The 16173-nt window shown below is 58.0% G+C and carries 12 protein-coding genes; 4 read left to right on the top strand and 8 right to left on the bottom strand.

What is annotated here, in order from left to right; translation table 11 throughout:
- Positions 1–446 precede the first annotated feature (446 nt).
- The 3 genes from ispG to hemA all read right to left on the bottom strand — a co-directional run bounded on the left by ispG (position 447) and on the right by hemA (position 4206).
- Positions 447–1568, bottom strand: coding sequence for a flavodoxin-dependent (E)-4-hydroxy-3-methylbut-2-enyl-diphosphate synthase (gene ispG, locus ACR0KS_RS07565; protein WP_170551829.1), 1122 nt, complete (start codon positions 1566–1568; stop codon positions 447–449).
- A gap of 71 nt (positions 1569–1639) precedes the next feature.
- Complete coding sequence (locus ACR0KS_RS07560; protein ID WP_170551832.1) at positions 1640–2854, bottom strand: helix-turn-helix domain-containing protein; 1215 nt, start codon at positions 2852–2854, stop codon at positions 1640–1642.
- A gap of 128 nt (positions 2855–2982) precedes the next feature.
- Positions 2983–4206, bottom strand: a complete 1224-nt coding sequence (hemA, locus tag ACR0KS_RS07555) for a 5-aminolevulinate synthase (protein ID WP_170564935.1) — start codon at positions 4204–4206, stop codon at positions 2983–2985.
- 334 nt (positions 4207–4540) lie between these two features.
- On the opposite strand from hemA, the gene ACR0KS_RS07550 reads away from it, so the two are divergent.
- Positions 4541–5926, top strand: coding sequence for a M20/M25/M40 family metallo-hydrolase (locus ACR0KS_RS07550; RefSeq protein ID WP_170564938.1), 1386 nt, complete (start codon positions 4541–4543; stop codon positions 5924–5926).
- A 141-nt stretch (positions 5927–6067) separates the two neighbouring features.
- Here the strand turns inward: ACR0KS_RS07550 and lpdA are convergent, their stop codons facing one another.
- Positions 6068–7462: a dihydrolipoyl dehydrogenase gene (lpdA, locus tag ACR0KS_RS07545; RefSeq protein WP_170564941.1), complete on the bottom strand. Its 1395-nt coding sequence runs from the start codon at positions 7460–7462 to the stop codon at positions 6068–6070.
- Between the two features lie 216 nt (positions 7463–7678).
- On the opposite strand from lpdA, the gene ACR0KS_RS07540 reads away from it, so the two are divergent.
- A complete protein-coding gene (locus ACR0KS_RS07540; RefSeq protein ID WP_170564944.1) occupies positions 7679–8113 on the top strand; it encodes a hypothetical protein in 435 nt (144 codons plus the stop codon).
- On the opposite strand, the gene ACR0KS_RS07535 is transcribed toward ACR0KS_RS07540, so the two are convergent.
- The 4 genes from ACR0KS_RS07535 to ACR0KS_RS07520 all read right to left on the bottom strand — a co-directional run bounded on the left by ACR0KS_RS07535 (position 8110) and on the right by ACR0KS_RS07520 (position 14657).
- Complete coding sequence (locus ACR0KS_RS07535) at positions 8110–8685, bottom strand: DUF924 family protein (protein WP_170481327.1); 576 nt, start codon at positions 8683–8685, stop codon at positions 8110–8112. The two genes, ACR0KS_RS07540 and ACR0KS_RS07535, sit on opposite strands and share 4 nt — an antisense overlap.
- Before the next feature lie 110 nt (positions 8686–8795).
- On the bottom strand, positions 8796–10067 hold the full coding sequence (locus ACR0KS_RS07530) for an MFS transporter (protein WP_170564947.1): 1272 nt from the start codon (positions 10065–10067) through the stop codon (positions 8796–8798).
- A gap of 112 nt (positions 10068–10179) precedes the next feature.
- Complete coding sequence (queA, locus tag ACR0KS_RS07525; RefSeq protein WP_170564950.1) at positions 10180–11226, bottom strand: tRNA preQ1(34) S-adenosylmethionine ribosyltransferase-isomerase QueA; 1047 nt, start codon at positions 11224–11226, stop codon at positions 10180–10182.
- 44 nt (positions 11227–11270) lie between these two features.
- On the bottom strand, positions 11271–14657 hold the full coding sequence (locus ACR0KS_RS07520) for a YhdP family protein (RefSeq protein WP_480693161.1): 3387 nt from the start codon (positions 14655–14657) through the stop codon (positions 11271–11273).
- A gap of 68 nt (positions 14658–14725) precedes the next feature.
- Between ACR0KS_RS07520 and ACR0KS_RS07515 the strand changes: the two genes are divergently transcribed.
- Positions 14726–15187 carry a peroxiredoxin gene (locus ACR0KS_RS07515; protein WP_170413802.1) on the top strand — a complete coding sequence of 154 codons (462 nt, stop codon included), beginning with the start codon at positions 14726–14728 and terminating at the stop codon, positions 15185–15187.
- Positions 15188–15271: 84 nt separating this feature from the next.
- Entirely contained in the window at positions 15272–16087 is an 816-nt protein-coding gene (locus ACR0KS_RS07510) for a ferritin-like domain-containing protein (RefSeq protein ID WP_170565936.1), read from the top strand.
- The last annotated feature ends 86 nt before the right edge of the window (positions 16088–16173 follow it).

Genomic DNA, 16173 nt, shown 5'->3' with positions numbered 1-16173 from the left:
AGTCACTTCCGTCCCACAGGGACGCCGCAACCCTTGAGGCCAGCGCCGGGTCCGCCAACACCTGCGGCGTGTCCTTGGGCGGCATTGACTGCCCTCCGGGTCCAAGAGTCACGATGATGCTCGTGACTGTACCACGTTAATTGTACGGCGCGAGATCAGCCGAAAGATAGCGCAGCTTGGTATTTGCGGCGTTTTCCGGAACCGGAACATTCACGTCCCGGGGGTATTTGTCATATTCGCCTGATCCACTGCTGCATGCTGCCAGAATAGCGCAGGAAACTGCGGCTACACTTGAGAGAAACCTCATTTGAAAATGCCTTGAACTGCTCAACCTGAACGATGTTTTTCAGGGTAAGTTTGGCAAAAGAATGACGTTTCCTGCTGGCGGACAGGCTTTTCCAGAGAAAGACAAGAGCGCCCGTTCCATCCAAAAAACCGAGGAGGCGCTATTCCGCCGCCTCTGCCGCTGCATCCAACTCGGCGGCCTTCTTCTCTACCTCTTCCACGATGTGGTCGATCATCTGATCGTTGGACATCTTGTGACTGGCCTTACCCGCAAGATAGACCATGCCGGACCCGGCCCCGCCGCCGGTAAAGCCGACATCAGTCATCAACGCCTCGCCCGGCCCGTTCACGACGCAGCCGATAATGGACAGGCTCATGGGCGTCTTGATGTGTTCCAGTCGCTGCTCCAGCGCTTCAACCGTCTTGATCACGTCGAACCCCTGCCGGGCGCAGGACGGGCATGAGATGATGTTCACCCCGCGATGCCGCAGGCCCAGAGATTTCAGGATCTCATAGCCCACCTTCACCTCTTCGACCGGATCGGCGGACAGGCTGACACGGATTGTATCGCCAATCCCCATCCACAGCAGGTTCCCCAAGCCGATAGCAGACTTGATGGTGCCGCTGACCAGCCCTCCGGCCTCGGTGATGCCCAGATGGATCGGCGCGTCGGTGGCCTCGGCTATGCCCTGATAAGCGGCGGCGGACAGGAACACGTCACTGGCCTTCACGCTGATCTTGAAGTTATGGAAATCGTTGTCTTCCAGAATGCGGATATGTTCGAGCCCGCTTTCGACCATCGCCTCGGGGCACGGCTCACCATATTTCTCAAGCAGGTGCTTTTCCAGAGACCCGGCGTTGACCCCGATGCGGATCGAGCAGTCGTGATCGCGGGCGGCCTTGATGACCTCCTGCACGCGTTTTTCATCACCGATATTGCCCGGATTGATCCGCAGGCAGGCGGCACCCGCTTCGGCGGCCTCAATCCCGCGGCGATAGTGGAAATGGATATCGGCAACGATCGGAACCGGGCTTTCGCGCACAATCTCTTTCAGCGCCAGCGACGATGCCTCGTCGGGAACAGAGACACGCACGATATCCGCCCCTGCCTCGGCCGCCGCCTGAACTTGCGCCACGGTCGCCGCAACATCAGTCGTCAGGGTGTTCGTCATCGTCTGCACGGCGATGGGCGCGTCGCCCCCGACCGGAACATTGCCAACCATGATCTGGCGTGACTTGCGGCGATAGATGTTTCGCCACGGGCGAACGTGATTGAGGGACATGTGATCGGGTCCAAGGCAGCCTGAGTTGCGTCTTTAAATAGTCCGCCTTTCAGGGCACCGCAATGGCAAGATCACTCAGTCGGTTCTTGCGACTCTTGCGCCTGTAATTCAGCAACGAGCTGTTTGAGCGCGCTGTTCTGTTCGGCCTCAAGATCAGCAACATCGTAACGATCGGCCACGGCATCCTTGGACAGAACTACGCCCTTTGCGACCGTTCCGGGATTACCAACCGGGCCGAAATGTTCACCATTCATCGAAAAATAGACCGACCCGGATGCCCCGGCCCGTAGCAGCGGTGGCTCCTCGGTCAGCGGCACCTCGAATGTACTGCCCTGCTCGACCGTACCTAGCGTGCCTTCAAAAATGATGCTGCCATCCGCAGCCGTGACGCGCATCCATGCCGGGTCGACGGCTACGATCTTGAGCGTTGTGTCCAATTCCTCGACCACTTGCGGCAAAGTAGGACGTTCGACAGTGTGCACCTCGGCGACTTCAAACTGAGGCGGCTCTGGTGGCAGGAAAGTCCCGACGGAACGCGGGTCCAGTGTAGAGATCGGTGCATCCCGTGCGACAAGGACCGGTACATCCAGCGCCTGAGGCCGGTACAAACGATCCAGAGCCTCGGCGCTGGGTGTCTGAACAGCAGCAACTTCATCGGACGATCCGTCAGAGCGGGCAACATCCAGCGGATCTAGATCGGACAACACGACCGGGGCTTGCTCGACGGGACTGACCTGTACTTGCTGAATCTTGTTCAGAACGGCCCATCCACCGTAACCGATACCGCAAATCAGTGACAACAAAACCAAGGAAGATCCGATCGCCCGAGGCTCGATCTGACTGACTAGAGATTCCCGACCGGGGATATAAGGCGTGTTGGGCGACATGAACGGATCACGGCCCATTGGACCGCGCGCCGGCAAGCCACCTGCAGGTTTACGCACAACCGAAGCTTCAGCGGACATGCCGTGCGCGACCTCGAACCCGCTTTCCTTGCAGAACGCCGCGAATGTCTCATCAGGGTTCATGCCAAGGTAGCGAGCGTAAGAACGCACATACCCGGCGATAAAGCCGGGTGTGTCGAATGCCTCTGGGTCTGAGTCTTCTATGGCGGCGATATAGTTGGCCTTGATCCGCAACTCGCGCTGAACATCCAGAAGCGACTTGCCCATAGTCGCACGCTCGCCGCGCATCATGTCGCCAAGCCTGACCTCGTAGTCGTCATACCCTTTCGGTCGGACTTCGATGTCATCTTTGGATTCGCGCTGAGATCTGCGCCCAATCATCCCTGCTGCCCCATTCTGCCTACGCGTGTTTTACGCTTGCGACGAATCATGGCCTAAATGATTCGCCTGCCCGTTTTGTTAGAATAATCTTAACACGCGATAATCACGTTGCACACTTCGGCGTGAGGTTAACCTGCGAGTTCGGCGCGATTTAGCGCACAATGTGACCAAAGTTCGTCCATCGCATGCACCAAACGGTTCATTTCGTCGGGTCCGTGGACCGGAGACGGCGTAAACCGCAAACGCTCGGTCCCGCGCGGAACCGTCGGGAAATTGATCGGCTGTACATAGATTCCGTGGTCATCCAGCAACCGATCGCTCAATATTTTGGTGTGAACCGGATTGCCGACGATCACGGGCACGATGTGGCTGCCGTGGTCAATCAAAGGCAGCCCCATTCCCTTGAGCCGCAGCTTCAGGATCTTTGCCTGCGTCTGATGCTGTTCGCGCAGTTCTGGCGTGCGCTTCAGATACGAGACCGACGCCGCAGCGCCCGCTGCGATGGCGGGCGGCAGAGAAGTCGTGAAGATGAAGCCCGGCGCATAAGAGCGCACGGCGTCGCACATCTTTTCGCTCGCAGCAATATAGCCGCCCATGACGCCATAGGCTTTGGCCAATGTTCCGTTGATGATGTCGATACGATGCGCCAAACGATCACGTTCGGTCACTCCACCCCCGCGCGGGCCATACATACCGACAGCGTGAACCTCATCAATGTAGGTCAGCGCCCCGAATTCATCGGCCAAGTCGCAGATTTCTTCGATCGGACCAAAATCACCGTCCATCGAGTACACGGATTCAAATGCGATCAGCTTGGGGGCCTTGGGGTCGTCCGCCTCAAGCAACTCACGCAGATGGGCGACGTCATTGTGGCGGAAGATGCGCTTGGCACCTCCATTGCGACGCACCCCCTCGATCATTGAGGCGTGGTTCAATGCGTCAGAATAAATGATCAGCCCCGGAAACAGTTTCGGCAGCGTGCTCAGCGTTGCGTCATTGGCGATGTAAGCACTGGTGAACAACAGCGCCGCCTCTTTACCGTGCAGATCGGCAAGCTCGGCCTCTAGTTGCTTGTGGTAAACAGTTGTCCCCGAGATATTGCGCGTACCACCCGAACCTGCTCCGGCGGCATCAACAGCCTCATGCATCGCGTTCAGAACAACCGGATTCTGACCCATGCCCAAATAGTCGTTGCCACACCATACGGTGATATTCTGCTGCGACCCGTCAGGGCGCGTCCGAACAGCATGAGGGAAGTGCCCGTTTCGCCGCTCAATATCAATAAAAGTCCGGTAGCGTCCTTCGTCGTGTAGCCGAGCGATCGCTGAATCGAGCTGAGCAGTATAGTCCACCGGTTTCTCCTTACTTGCCCGGCCTCTTTCACACTGGCCGAACGTCTTTATTGGCACCGCTTTCGGACGAATCCGAAATTGCACCGATGCACTCATTTTAGCCCAAAACATATATCGAACTAAGAGAATGCTTATTTGATTTGCATCAAATATCTTTTTGGACCCTTCTCGACAAGTAAAGTTACGGCAAACAGACGCGAGGAAACGACGCAGGCTGCGCAGAAAAAGCACTCCTATTCCTTTGGCATTTATCAAGTGATCCTGGAAAAGCGTACTGGACGGCGCCGATGGCGCTGATAGGGTTCCGCCAAATTCATCATGGCAGGAGACCCCCATGTCGCTGGACGCTGTTCTGACCCGTATCGACGCCGATCTTCAAACCTCGATCGACCGCCTGATGGAACTGCTTCGCATTCCTTCGATTTCAACGGACCCAGCCTATGACGCCCAAGTCGGCCAGGCCGCCGACTGGCTGGTCTCGGACCTTCAGTCCATCGGGATTTCAGCGGAAAAGCGGGAAACCACCGGGCACCCCATGGTCGTTGGTCATATCGGTAAGGACAACGACGCACCGCATGTCCTGTTCTACGGTCACTATGACGTGCAGCCCGTCGACCCGCTGAACCTTTGGAATCGCGACCCGTTCGATCCAGCGATTGAAGACACGGAGAATGGCCCCGTCATCCGGGGGCGTGGCTCATCGGATGACAAAGGCCAGTTGATGACCTTTGTCGAAGCCTGTCGCGCCTGGAAAGCCGTTCACGGCACCCTGCCCTGTCGCATCACATTCTTCTTTGAAGGCGAAGAAGAATCCGGCTCGCCCTCGTTGGTCCCGTTCCTGCGCGAAAACGCGGCCGAGCTAAAAGCGGATCTGGCCCTGGTCTGCGACACGTCTATGGTGTCGCGCGGCGTCCCCTCAATCGCATCTCAACTGCGCGGGATGCTCAAGGACGAATTCACAATCACCGGACCCCGGATCGACCTGCATTCGGGTCACTATGGCGGTCCCGGCCTGAACCCCCTTCGCGAGCTGTCAAAAATTGTCGCGTCCTTTTACGATGACGAAACCGGTCGCGTGGCCGTTGACGGGTTTTACGAAGGCGTCCACGACGTTCCAGCAGAGCAGCTTCGCCAATGGGAAGGCTGCGGGTTTGATGAGGCGGAATACCTCAACTCGGTGGGATATACGCAGCCGCATGGCGAAAAAGGGTATTCTGCGCTGGAACAGCAATGGGCCCGCCCAACACTCGAGGTGAACGGGCTTTGGGGTGGCTACAACGGGGCCGGGTCAAAAACGGTTATCCCGTCGCAGGCGCACTGCAAGATCACCTGCCGTCTGGTCGGTGACATGGATCCGGATGACCTAAGGGAGAAAATCCGAAAACATGTTGAGCAACGCCTGTCGACAGATGCAAAGATCGAATGGGATAACGACCTGGAAGGCTCGCCCGCTTCTGTCATGAACCTCGACCGCCCCGATTTCGAAGCCGCCCGGGGCGCCCTGTCCGATGAATGGGGCCGCGAGGCCGTCTTCACAGGGATGGGAGGCTCTATCCCGGTCGTCGGCTATTTCAACACCGAACTCGGGCTGGACTCTATGCTGGTTGGCTTCGCCAACGACGACGACGCAATCCATTCCCCCAATGAGAAATACGACGTCAAAAGTTTCCACAAGGGCATCCGCTCGTGGGCGCGCATTCTGGACGCTCTGACCAAATAAACATTTTTGCGAGGCTCTGCCTCGCGCTCCGGGATACTTGGGGCCAGATGAAGCACGGATCCCCCGCTTCATCTGGCTAAAAATATCCCGGGGGAGTCGCCCGGCACGGGCGGCGGGGGCAGAGCCCCCATACGCCGCACGTCACATGTGGATAACCCTGCCATAAGCGTCCAGTACGCTTTCATGCATCATTTCCGACAGTGTCGGATGCGGGAAGACCGTGTTCATCAGGTCTTCTTCGGTTGTCTCCAACTGGCGCCCGACAACGTAGCCCTGAATCAGTTCCGTCACTTCGGCACCGATCATATGCGCGCCCAAGAGTTCCCCGGTCTTGGCATCAAAAACAGTCTTGATCAGCCCTTCGGGTTCGCCCAGCGCGATCGCCTTGCCGTTGCCGATGAATGGGAAGCGGCCAACTTTTATTTCATAGCCAAGCTCTTTTGCTTTCGCCTCGGAATACCCCACTGATGCAACCTGTGGCTGGCAATACGTACAGCCTGCGATGCTTTCCGGTTTGACAGGGTGCGCGTGCTTGCCCGCGATCAGGTCGGCGACCATGACCCCTTCGTGGCTGGCTTTGTGCGCCAGCCAAGGTGCACCAGCGATATCCCCAATGGCGTAGAGACCCTCGACCCCGGTCCGGCAATATTCATCCGTCACCACGTGCGTCCGGTCGATCTTTACACCCAAGGCTTCGAGGCCCAGCCCCTCGACATTGCCAACGATCCCGACCGCAGAGATCACGGTGTCGAAGTCATGCTTTTCCACCTTGCCCTTGACTTCGATATGCGCGGTCACCTTGCCCTTGGCACGGTCCAGTTGCTTGACCATCGCCTTTTCCATGATGGTCATGCCCTGCTTGGTAAATGCTTTCTTGGCAAAGGCGCTGATTTCCGCATCTTCAACGGGCAACACGCGGTCCATCACCTCGACCACTGTCGTATCGGCCCCCAGCGTATTGTAGAAGCTGGCGAATTCGATACCGATTGCACCCGACCCGATGACGAGCAGCTTCTTGGGCATGCGTGGCGGCTGCAATGCGTGCTTGTAGGTCCAGACCAGATCGCCATCCGCCTCAAGCCCCGGCAATTCACGGGCACGCGCGCCAGTGGCCAGAACGATATTCTTGGCTGTCAACTCCTCGGTTCCTTTGTCTGTTTTGACCGAGACCTTGCCCTTGGTGGGGATTGTCGCCTCGCCCATCACCACGGTTACCTTGTTTTTCTTCAGCAGATGGCCAATGCCGCCAGACAACTGCGCAGCTACCCCGCGAGAGCGTTTGACAACGGCGTCTAGGTCATACCCAATCTTGTCCGCCTTCAGGCCGAAATCCTTGGCCCGTTCCATCAGGTGGAAAACCTCGGACGACCGCAGCAGCGCCTTGGTGGGGATGCACCCCCAGTTCAGGCAGATGCCCCCAAGATGTTCACGCTCGACCACAGCGGTCTTCAAACCCAACTGGGCCGCGCGAATTGCGGCCACATACCCGCCGGGACCGGCGCCGATTACGATCAGATCAAAAGATTGTGCAGCCATGGTTTCCTCTCGGCGCAGGATGGTTCAGAAATTAGTTTACCATTAAACTAAATTTCCACACGCATCAATATAGGCCACCCGCGACAAAAGCGACGCAGGGTCAATTTGCGCTTAGTGCGCAGTTTTCAGCCTATACCGCGTCTGGTTCAATGGCTAGAACATAGAGGCCGGGCTGGACCGGCAACCGTTAAACCCAAGTTATTCAAGAGGCTTACAATGGCCAGAACGCTCAAAGACCTACTGCTAGCACTGCTGAACGCCACTCTTATTCTGGTGGCACTGTGCCTGTTTCTTGGATGGAAGCTGGCCTCGACGGTCGACGGGATCGCGTCGTCATTCGCCCAGAACATACAAATCGTAGCCCCGTTGAAAGACGAAATTCAGGGCGTCCGGGGCGAGTTGGCCGCCCTGCGCAGCGATTTGTCCTCGATCCAGCTGGGCGATGTCGTCACCAACCGAGTGGAGGTGCAGAAACTTTCGTCGGCACTGGACAAATTGGACGGGCTTGAAGCAAAGCTGCAATCAGCGCAGACCCGTATTTCTGAGATCACCGATGCACCGGACGAGTTGATCAATACGGCAATTCAGACCTCGGCCGACGCGATCGCCGACCGGATCATTGCGATACGTGGGTGTGAGCCTGCGACTTAACTGGCCGCCTGAAGCTCTCTGACCGTAGTTCCGTAACCACCCATATCCACATATGCGGCTTCGGGTTCGGTCATTGGGCGCGAAAGCGCTTCGTTGCGGTACGGGAACCGGCCAAATTGCCGAATAACCTCACGATGCGCACGCGCATGCAAAAGGTTGCTCGAATCCTCGCTGATATTCTGACACATCAGCCGCACGCAGCGTTCCTGATCGCACAGGTTTTCCGAGTGCATCAGGGGAAGGTAGAAGAACTGCCTTGCGGGTTCATCAATTTTCAGATCCCACCCCTTGTCCACAGCACATTTGGCCGCTGACAATGCCGCACGGTCAGACGCAAACGCCTTGGCGCTGTCTCGGAACATGTTGCGTGGGAATTGATCCATCAGAATGATGTACGCCAATGCGCCGCTTGGGTAGGTCAGCCAAAGGGAAAACTTGCCCTCGTTTGCTGCCTCCCAAATGGGAAGGAACTTTTTGCGGATTTCAGCGTCAAGCGCCTCGTCCTGCAAATACCAACCCTTGGGACCGACTTCATCCAACCAAAAACTCAGTACGTCTTCAGGCCCTGCCATTGCCCTAAACTCCGTCTGTTCGCCTCCCCCAGGGACGTAACGTCATTAAAGGCTGTTTTACAGGTCTGTTACAGTAACATATTGCAACACTTGCGACATAAATTCGTGTCCTAGGCAACATCTTGCGTGTCTTGCTCGGCTTCGGCCGCTTCGATGGCCACTTCCTGTGCGACTTCAAACGCAACGGGTGAGGCCGTGGGGTACAGCGGAGACATCGTTCCGGTTTCATCGACCGGAATCGCCGCGCGTTGCGTCATACGGTACAATGCGTACCCTGCGGTCACGACCAACAGCATGGCAATAAACAGGAAAAACCCCTGAGGGCCAAACACGCCGTCGCCCATCAACCAACCGGTGATCAGCGGCCCGGCAATCGCCCCCAACCCGTTGATAAAGACAAGCCCGCCAGAGGCCGCCGCCATGTCCTCATGCTCAAGAAAGTCATTGGCATGTGCAATCAGCAGGGAATAGAGCGGGTTTGACATCCCGCCGATCACGAAAGCTGAAACCAGCAGGATCGGGAACGTCGTACCGAACAACATGCCGGAAATCGACCCTCCGGCCCCGGCGATGGCCACAAGCATGATCAGAAACCGGCGATCCATGCGGTCGGAAAACCAGCCGAGCGGGTACTGCAAGACCACGGCCCCAACGTAGAACGCGGCAATGAAGGTCGAGATTTCGACCAGAGTCAGCCCGGCCCGCGCACCATACACCGACGCCATGCCGAACTGAGCCGAGAACACGCCGCCCAACAGGAACATGCCGACGCAGCCTAGCGGTGATTTGCCCATCAATTCGCGCAGGGTCATCGGCTTGGTTGTGTCAAACGCAGGTGTAGGTGAAATCGACAACAGGATCGGCCCGAAGGAAACCGAAACCAGAATCGACGCGATCACGAAGGTCTCATACCCTGCGGGGTCTCCGACCAGCATCAAGCCCTGCGCTGTAATGATCCCGGTCATCTGAACAATCATATACAGGGACAGCGCCTGCCCCCTATTTTCGTTGCTGGCGGCGTTGTTCAGCCAGCTTTCGGCCGTGACGTAAACGCCGGAAAAGCAGAACCCGATCACAACACGGCCCAGAATCCACGCCACAGGTTCGGTCAGCATCGGGTACATGATCATCACGGCCGAAATGAAAGAGGCCAGCGCCGCAAACACGCGTACATGTCCCACGCGTCGGATCATCTCGGGCGCCAGACGCGATCCACCGAGAAATCCCACGAAATAGGCCGACATCACAAATGACATCTCAAGGGTCGAGAACCCCTCGATCTCGCCGCGAACGCCGAGGATCGTACCTTGCAAGCCGTTGCCGACCATAAGCAGGCCCACGCCAAGAAGAAGCGCCCATGCGCTGGACAGGACCTGAATCATTGGAACCTCCGAGCAATGTCGACCTGAACTACGGATTCGTTTTGTTATGAAAAACGACTCCGGTCATGCTTGTCTACGACATTACCAAGATACGATCCCGACAAGGCGGCATTCACGGGATCAAAAGCGACGCGTCACCGTAAGAAAAGAAGCGGTATTTCTGTTTAATTGCATGGGCGTAGACATCGCTCATTCGATCCTTCCCCATCAATGCCGAAACCAGCATAAGCAAGGTGGATTTCGGCAGGTGAAAGTTGGTCATCAGCGCGTCAGTGACGTGAAACTGGAAACCGGGATAGATGAATATGTCTGTCTCGCCCTCCCACGGCTCGATCCCGCCCGAACGCGCAGCACTTTCGATCAGGCGCAGTGCAGTGGTTCCAACTGGTATGACCCGCCCGCCGGCGGCCTTGGTCTTTTGGATTTCGCTGGCGGCCTGCGCGCTGACCCTTCCCCATTCCGCGTGCATTTTATGCGTGGTCACGTCTTCGACTTTCACCGGCAGAAAAGTCCCTGCGCCAACATGCAGCGTGACATGCGTAATCTGCACCCCGCGTTCTTCCAGCGCCCGCATCAGCGCCTCGTCGAAATGCAGCGACGCGGTCGGAGCGGCCACAGCGCCCGAATTGCGGGCCCAGATCGTCTGGTAATCCGTCTTATCCTGTTCGTCCGCCGGACGCTTGGCCGCAATATAGGGCGGCAAGGGCATCGCACCGGCGCCTTCCAGCGCGGCGTCAAAGTCCTCTCCGGTCAGGTTGAACCGCAGGAATGCTTGCCCGTCTTCCACCCGCTCCAGAGTGGCGCTGAGCTGGTCTGAGAACTTGATCTCTTCGTGCAGCTTGACCTTCTTCAGCGGCTTTATCAGCGCGGCCCAAGTTCCGTCGGCTTGCGGGTCCAGCAGAGTTGCCTCGATCGCTGCGGAAACGGGTCCCTGAGCGCTGTCGCGGTGCCGCCGTCCATTCAGGCGTGCCGGTATTACTCGCGTATCGTTGAGAACAAGGCGATCTCCGGGCTGCAACCAATCGGGTAGATCAAACACATGCGCGTCCGAGATCGCGTCGCCATCGGCCACAAGCAATCGCGCCGACGAACGCGGCGTTGCCGGGCGCGTGGCAATCAGGTCTTCGGGCAGGTGGAAATCAAAGTCGCTGAGTTTCATGCGCGCGCCATACAAGGCCCGACCAGATTCAGCAACAGCCCGGTTCAATTATCTTTCGGAGGCGACCCGAAGGTCTGTTTAGGTTCGTCGGGCTTCACCGGCAGGGAATTTGGACCATCCGTCACCGTCGGCGGTGGAGTACGCATCAGATTGCGCAAAAACAGAGGCGCAAGACCCGACAAAGGGTTTACCGCCACTTTGGGCGCTGTCAGAGGACCAGTCAGGTTATAGTTGAAGCCGATCACGCCTTCGCCCTTCTTGGTAAAAACGCTTCCGATCGCGTTGACCAGGTAGATCGGCGATATCGCGCCCCGCAAATTCAGCATCCCAGCTACGGTATCTATCGTTCCATCGAAAGACAGGCCCATGGACGGGCCAACCGCACTACCGCTCAGAACCTTGATCTCGGTCGGAGTGATGCGCATCCGGCTTTCGATGGACGAGAAAAAGATACCCTGCCCCGCCATTTCATCCAGCAAACCAACAAGGCTGATCGCGTTCAGCAGGGCAGCCATTGCCGGTGCATCCGTGATCCGCGTGTTCACGATCTTGAGGTTAACGTCATAGTTCCCGGGCGCGCCGACGGGTTCGAGGCTCATATCGAGCGAGCCGCCGCGAGCCTGAGTGATGACCCCTGCCGATCGTAGCACCTCACCGGCATCCGACGATTTCAGCTCAACCGCGCTGCGTCCGCCGCGCGGGGTGACCTGTCCGCGAACAGACGCACCTCCGTTCACGCCGGCTGTGAACGCCCCGGTAATGCCGCCCGTAGTCTGGAATGATCCACTGAATCCCGTCAGCGCCACCGATTCCGTGACCTGTAGGCGATCCAACACAACGTCCAGCGCTGGCCCGCGCCCGCCGCCTCCGCCTCCGCTGCTGCCTTCGCCGAACGTAGCGCCGCCCAAATTCATGACCCCGCCCAACACCCTGATATCTGGAACGGATGACCCGCGATTCACCAGCTCGGCTGGGACGGCCAACCAGTTGCCCAGATCGAATGAGCTGAACTGAACCTTGTCAAAGTCACCGCCTTCGCGAAACGAGATCGACGCCTTGGTGCGCAGTCCCGCGGCATCCAGTGTCAGTGCATCCACACTTAGTTGGTCGCCCAACGTTGCATCGACGTTTAGTTTCCCGGCAGCCCGAGAACCCTTGCGCCAGCCAAGCTCGGGTATGGCAAGGCCAACGCCGACCAAGTCCGACGTTGCCGTCAGCTTTATGGGATCGCCTGCTCCGATGCCCACGGAAATGTCCGCTGTGCCTTTCCCGGTCAGCATACCCTGCGGCAACCCGGCTTTCAGTTCGGTCATCAGACGGGGTGACAGTTCGATTTCCCCCGTTAGTTCACTGCGCTGCGGCTGGGAACTTCCGATTGGCTGCCGCCATGTCGCTTCGATCGGAACGTCACCGAACAAACCGTATCCGCCGATCTCGACCAACGCTTGATCTCCGGTCAGCTTCAGGCGGTCAGACCGAACAGAGAAGCCGGGCACCAGACGTTCACTTTCCACATCATCTATCGTGCCGGAAAAGTGAAATTCTGTGTCTTTGAACTTCAACCCCTTTTTCAAGGGCAGCGCCAGCGTGCCGGCAAGACTGACCTCTCCTTGAGACAGATCAACCGGCAGCCCGGCTTTCGTGAGCAATTCAAGCGGCTTACGGTCAAGCAGCGAAAGGGCCGCGGTTGTCGATCCATTGGCCACGATGCGCGCGATGGCCGGGGATGGCCCCTTGATCGTTGTGTCCGGAATGATGAATGACGTTCCCGAGGCATCTACGGCTCCGCCGGCGTCGGCGATAACCACGCCACTTTCGGCCGAAGCTGTGAACCGGTCGTCAAGCAAACTGACCCGCCCCTGGGCATCCTGGATCGGCGGCAATGTCTTTGCGAACCTGATCTTTGCCTCATTGAACCCAAAACCCAGATATATGTCCGGCTCGTTCCGAGGCAGCAGACGTAAAGCGAACTCAACATCCGAAAACTGCCCTTCAAAAAGGTTCTCAGACACCCATTTCCTTGGCTTTGGCGCCAATATCTCTGGCCAGTAGTTCAACAAACGGTCGGCCGTCATCGTGTCCAGATGCGCGTCCAGAGAGGCCACCCACCCGTCCGGGCGACCAATCAAATTGCCTGAGGCGCGTAAAGTATGGTCCGCATCCACAAGGGTCAGTTGCCCCAATTGCAACTCAAACGGAGCCAGTTTCATCTGGAAGTCCAGATTTGCACGGGCGGATTCAAGGGATTCAGGGAACAATCCGCCGGGGTAGATATCAATATTGTTCAGGTCCAATTGCGCCGTCAGGCTTTCAAGAACCCCGTTTTCAATACCGTGCAGAAAGGCTTTGCCATTGGCCTGCACCGCGCCAAGGTCCGAAACAATCGACGCCTCGTTAAAGTCTAGGACCTGCTGGCTGGGATCGTAGGTGAAATACGTCCGGGCCGAGTCAAAACGAATGGGCCGCGTTTCAGGTGTGGGCTGGATGACGCCAGCGCCAAGGTTGAGTGTCGCAAACAAAGGGCCGAGCGCTGCCATTTCGTCCACGCTGCCCCGAAGCGCCCCCGAGATCGGAGCCTTGAGAACCTGAAGCCAAGACAGCGCAAGGCTTTGCCCGGCTATGTCTTCAGCCGGCAAATCGGTGATCGAAACGCCGAAACTCGCCTCGGGCGTGCCTAAAACGCTGTTGTAATTTGCCTCGATCGAACTGGCGTAGTCCCGGCCGGTCAAAACCGAAAACCCGGTGGCAAGGCGCATTTCGTCCCCGCTGCGCGTGATCGAAATATGCCCGCCGTCAAAAACCCACGCGCGGCCCAAGCGCAAATCCTGATAGTCCAGCGTCAGGGATTGCAGCTCGACCGATCTGAGCCCCGACAAGATCGGAGAAAGAAACACATCGTCGGATTCTTCGATCAATTCAGTCAGCGTAGGCGCCTGTTGCACGGGCGAGCTGCCCGAACCAACCGTCAGCGACAGCGCCCCATCTTTGCCGCGCGTAAGGGCAATCTGCGCATCTTGCAGGATTATGCGCCTTGGCCGGATCTGCCCCCGCAGAAGCCCTCGCATCGACAGGCGTGTGCGCAGATCGGACACCTGGGCAATCTGCTGTCCGGCTGCATCACTAATGGTCACATCCGTCAAGCGAAGCCGGGGCCGCCACTGCTCATTCACGAAAAAGGTAGCATCGCCAAAGCGGACTTTCAGCCCGCCAAGCGTTTGATCAAGCCGCTTTTCAGCCTGAACCCGCATCCAGTTCGGGGCGTGCAATTGCTGACCGATCAGAAAGAACCACCCAGCAAAAGCCATCGCAGCAAGGGAAAACGCGAACCACAACGTCCAGCGAGCGGCAGTACGACGACGCGACCGACCGCGCCGGGGCTTGCCCGGCGTGTCTGCACTTTTGTCTTCGTGCTGCACCAATTTTCTATCCACGCCTTTCAACCCGCTCGCGCCGCCCTATGATGTCTGACAGCACTTAAAAACCTTTAACGGAGTTTCCAATGCCCGACGTTACAGACATCGCCCCTGATTTCACGTTGCCCCGCGACGGCGGTGGCGAGGTCACGTTGTCAGACCTGCGCGGCGGTGCCGTCGTTCTTTTCTTCTATCCCCGCGATGATACGCCGGGCTGCACCAAGGAATCCATCGGTTTCTCGGAACAACTTCAAGCCTTTGCCGAGGCGGGCGCTCAGGTTTTCGGCATTTCGCGGGACACCATTGCCAAGCACGACAAGTTTGTGGCCAAGCACAACCTGACCACCCCCCTGCTGTCCGACGAGGGATCAACCGTGTGCGAAGACTACGGCGTCTGGGTTGAGAAAAACATGTATGGGCGCAAGTCGATGGGGATCGAACGCTCGACCTTTCTGATCGACGCCGACGGCAAGATCGCTCGCGTCTGGCGCAAGGTCAAAGTCCCCGGCCACGTGGATGAGGTGCTTGAGGCAGCTCGCGCGCTCTGACCCTCTTTCCCACGACCGCCATCCGGTCTAAGACCCGCGCAAACGCAAAAGCGGAGAAACCCGGTGTCGAAAACGCTGACCCAGATGGCGACCGAAGTCCTGACCACTGCGGAAGGGCGCGCAAAAACCGCCCTTTCCAAACGTTACGCTGCCGAGTGGTTTGCGTCGCGCTCGGGTGATGCGCCTGAGATTGAGATCGGGACAGCGACCCCTCCGCTTTATCCATCGCGGCCAGATAAGCCCGAGTTGCTTTCGCCCCGCGATGTTCCCAAACGCCGACCGGGGACCGAGGCCGGGCGGATTGCCCTGCTGCACGCCGTTGCGCATATCGAACTGAACGCCGTCGACCTGCACTGGGACATCATCGCCCGGTTCGGCCACGTGCCTATGCCAATCGGTTTCTACGACGACTGGGTGAAATGCGCGGAAGAAGAATCGCGCCATTTCGAGATGGTTTGCGACTGCCTTGAGCAGTTGGGCAGCCATTACGGTGCCCTGCCCGCCCATGCGGGAATGTGGCGCGCCGCCGAAGACACTGCCGAGGATCTGATGGGGCGGCTGGCTGTGGTTCCGATGGTGCTGGAGGCCCGCGGGCTGGATGTAACCCCCGGAATGATTGACATCTTTCGCAAGGCCAAGGCTGAGCAGGCCATAGCCGCACTCGAGGTGATCTACGCCGAGGAGGTCGGGCACGTGGCCTATGGATCAAAGTGGTTCCATTTCCTGTGCGGGCGCGAGAATGCCGACCCAAAGGATGTGTTCCACGACTTGGTCCGGCGGTATTTCCACGGTGTCCTGAAACCGCCATTCAACGAAGAAAAACGTGCCGAAGCGGGGCTGCCGCCCGACTTTTACTGGCCTTTGACCGAAGACCTGCCTCAGCCCGGACACGACCAATAAACGTGCTTAAGTTGACGTTATCGGCAATTTCTCGCCGAGAATTGGCGGGAATAACCTGCTTTGCAGAGTAAACTGGTTAACAAACT

The sequence above is a fragment of the Ruegeria sp. BC7 genome (assembly GCF_056539165.1).
Note: the sequence above shows the minus strand (reverse complement) of the source record. Positions and strands in the feature narration are given on the sequence as shown.

What these genes read in the sequence shown, in the direction of transcription:
- ispG (WP_170551829.1), bottom strand. Translation starts at nt 1,568, where the DNA reads ATGTCCCTCAATCACGTTCGCCCGTGGCGAAACATCTATCGCCGCAAG.
- ACR0KS_RS07560 (WP_170551832.1), bottom strand. Translation starts at nt 2,854, where the DNA reads ATGATTGGGCGCAGATCTCAGCGCGAATCCAAAGATGACATCGAAGTC.
- ACR0KS_RS07550 (WP_170564938.1), top strand. Translation starts at nt 4,541, where the DNA reads ATGTCGCTGGACGCTGTTCTGACCCGTATCGACGCCGATCTTCAAACC.
- lpdA (WP_170564941.1), bottom strand. Translation starts at nt 7,462, where the DNA reads ATGGCTGCACAATCTTTTGATCTGATCGTAATCGGCGCCGGTCCCGGC.
- ACR0KS_RS07540 (WP_170564944.1), top strand. Translation starts at nt 7,679, where the DNA reads ATGGCCAGAACGCTCAAAGACCTACTGCTAGCACTGCTGAACGCCACT.
- ACR0KS_RS07535 (WP_170481327.1), bottom strand. Translation starts at nt 8,685, where the DNA reads ATGGCAGGGCCTGAAGACGTACTGAGTTTTTGGTTGGATGAAGTCGGT.
- ACR0KS_RS07530 (WP_170564947.1), bottom strand. Translation starts at nt 10,067, where the DNA reads ATGATTCAGGTCCTGTCCAGCGCATGGGCGCTTCTTCTTGGCGTGGGC.
- queA (WP_170564950.1), bottom strand. Translation starts at nt 11,226, where the DNA reads ATGAAACTCAGCGACTTTGATTTCCACCTGCCCGAAGACCTGATTGCC.
- ACR0KS_RS07515 (WP_170413802.1), top strand. Translation starts at nt 14,726, where the DNA reads ATGCCCGACGTTACAGACATCGCCCCTGATTTCACGTTGCCCCGCGAC.
- ACR0KS_RS07510 (WP_170565936.1), top strand. Translation starts at nt 15,272, where the DNA reads ATGGCGACCGAAGTCCTGACCACTGCGGAAGGGCGCGCAAAAACCGCC.